Genomic DNA, 2738 nt, shown 5'->3' on the forward strand with positions numbered 1-2738 from the left:
GGCCGGCGTCACCGTGCACTGGCCGCGGGAGCTGGCCCGCTCGCTCACCGCGACGGCCGTGGTGCGGGCACAGGCCGCGCCCGGCTCGGCCACGGACGGCACGACGTTCTTCGACAGCGACGAACTGCTCAAGTTCAACTGGCAGTTGGCGCTCGACGGCGACCCGCTCACCGAGCGCGAGATGGACCGGCTCGCCGAGTCGCACCGCGCGGTGGTCCGGCTGCGCGACCAGTGGGTCGTCGTCGACCCCGACCTCGTCCGCAAGGCGCGCAAGCGGGAGCTGGGCCTTCTGGAGCCCGTGGACGCGCTGGCCGTGGCCCTCACCGGAGAGGCCGAGGTCGACGGCGAGAAGGTCGCCGTCGTGCCCACGGGGCGGCTCGCCGAGCTCCGGGACAGGCTCACCCAGGGCATCGGCACCGTCGAGCAGCCCGCCGCCCTCAGGGCCACGCTGCGCGACTACCAACTGCGCGGCCTGGCCTGGCTCGACCTCATGACCTCCCTCGGACTCGGCGGCTGCCTCGCCGACGACATGGGCCTCGGCAAGACGGTCACCCTCATCGCCCTGCACCTGCGCAGGAACCGCCCCGCGCCCACGCTCGTCGTCTGCCCCGCCTCCCTGCTCGGCAACTGGCAGCGGGAGATCGAGAGGTTCGCGCCCGGCGTCCCCGTACGCCGCTTCCACGGCGCCGACCGCACACTGCACGAGACCGACGGCGGCTTCGTCCTGACCACGTACGGCACCCTGCGCACCCGCGCCGCCGAACTCGCGGGCCACACCTGGGGCATGGTCGTCGCCGACGAGGCCCAGCACGCCAAGAATCCGAACTCGGCCACGGCGAAGGCCCTGCGCACGATCGACGCCCCCGCGCGCGTGGCGCTCACCGGCACCCCGGTGGAGAACAACCTGTCCGAGCTCTGGGCCCTGCTCGACTGGACGACGCCCGGTCTGCTCGGCCCGCTGAAGGCGTTCCGCGCCCGGCACGCGCGCGCCGTCGAGGGCGAGGGCCCGCTGGAGAACCCGGAAGCGATCGAGCGCCTCTCCCGCCTCGTACGCCCCTTCATCCTGCGCCGCAAGAAGTCCGACCCCGGCATCGTGCCCGAGCTGCCGCCCAAGACCGAGTCCGACCACCCGGCGCCCCTCACCAGGGAACAGGCGTCGCTGTACGAGGCCGTGGTGCGCGAATCGATGGCGCAGATCGAGGAGGCCGAGGGGATCGGCCGACGCGGCCTGATCATGAAGCTGCTCACCTCCCTCAAGCAGATCTGCAACCACCCGGCGCAGTACCTGAAGGAGGGCGAGGAGTCACGCCCCCGTCTCGTCGGCCGCTCCGGCAAACTCGACCTCCTGGACGAGCTGTTGGACACGATCCTCGCCGAGATCTACGAAGGGGCGGAGCGACTTCCCCGGGAGGGCGGCGGCGGGCGCCGTGAGGGCAACGCGGTCCTCGTCTTCACCCAGTACGTGTCGATGGCCAAGCTCCTCGCCACCCACCTGGCGACCCGCGCCATCCCCCACCAACTGCTGCACGGCGGCACCCCGGTCGCCGAGCGCGAGCGCATGGTGGACCGCTTCCAGTCCGGCGACGTGCCCGTCTTCCTGCTCTCCCTGAAGGCGGCGGGCACCGGCCTCAACCTCACGCGCGCGGGTCACGTGATCCACTTCGACCGCTGGTGGAACCCGGCGGTCGAGGAACAGGCCACCGACCGCGCCTACCGCATCGGCCAGACCCAGCCCGTCCAGGTGCACCGCCTCATCACCGAGGGCACCGTCGAGGACAAGATCGCCGAACTGTTGGTGGCGAAGCGGGCGTTGGCCGACGCGGTCCTCGGCTCCGGCGAGGCCGCCCTCACCGAGCTCACCGACCGGGAGCTGACGGACCTGGTCTCGCTGAGGGGAGCGCCGTCATGAGCCCCGCCCGTACGGGACGGCACGCGGCCCACGTTCCGGGCCGGGCCGGCGCCGACGAGCAGGCGCAGGCCCGGCACCTGGACACCCGCCGCACGTTTCCGCCGCTGCCGCCCCGCGCGCAGCCCGGCAGCGACTCCGCGCTGACCTGGTGGGGGAACGCCTGGGTGGACGCCCTGGAGGACACCGCCCTCGACCCGGCCCGCCTCGCCCGCGGCCGCACCTACGCCGATCGCGGCCACGTCGACGCGATCACCGTCACCCCCGGCCGCGTCGTCGCGTACGTCCACGGCTCGCGCCCCCGCCCCTACCGGGCCGAACTGCGCCTGCGCACACTGTCGGAAGAGGAGTGGACCCGCTTCGCCGAGACGGCCGCGGCCCGCCCCGACCACATGGCGTCCCTGCTCGACAAGGACGTGCCGCACGCGCTCGCGGCCGCCGTCGACCTGCTGCCGACGGTCGACGACCTGACGCCCGAGTGCACCTGCCCGGACCCCGGTCCCGCCTCGCCCGCCGGACGGACGAAGGGACCTGCGGCACACGCCCGGGCCCACCCCTGCAAGCACGCCGCGGCGCTCTGCTACCAAGTGGCCCGGATCATCGACGAGGACCCGTTCGTCCTGTTCCTGCTGCGCGGCCGCGGCGAACAGGAGCTCCTCGGCGACCTCACGCGGCGCAACGCCACGCACACGGCGCAGGAGCAGCACACCGCCGCGGCGCCCGCCCTGGACTCGGTCCCCGCGCGAGACGCCCTCGCGCGCCCGGCCGTACTCCCGCAACTGCCCCCGGAGTTCCCCGCCCCCGCCCACCCGGAGCGCCCGCCCTCGTACCC

The 2738-nt window shown here is 73.8% G+C and carries 1 protein-coding gene and 1 pseudogene; both read left to right on the forward strand.

The features are described 5' to 3' along the window. On the forward strand, positions 1 to 1909 hold a 1909-nt coding region (locus G3I40_RS39940; RefSeq protein ID WP_164559718.1), incomplete at its 5' end, for a DEAD/DEAH box helicase. Next, a pseudogene (locus tag G3I40_RS39945) lies at positions 1906 to 2738 on the forward strand (hypothetical protein); the annotation flags it as partial. The gene G3I40_RS39940 and the pseudogene G3I40_RS39945, both read left to right, overlap by 4 nt.

This window comes from Streptomyces sp. SID14478 (genome assembly GCF_010548525.1).
Classification (GTDB): Bacteria; Actinomycetota; Actinomycetes; order Streptomycetales; family Streptomycetaceae; genus Streptomyces.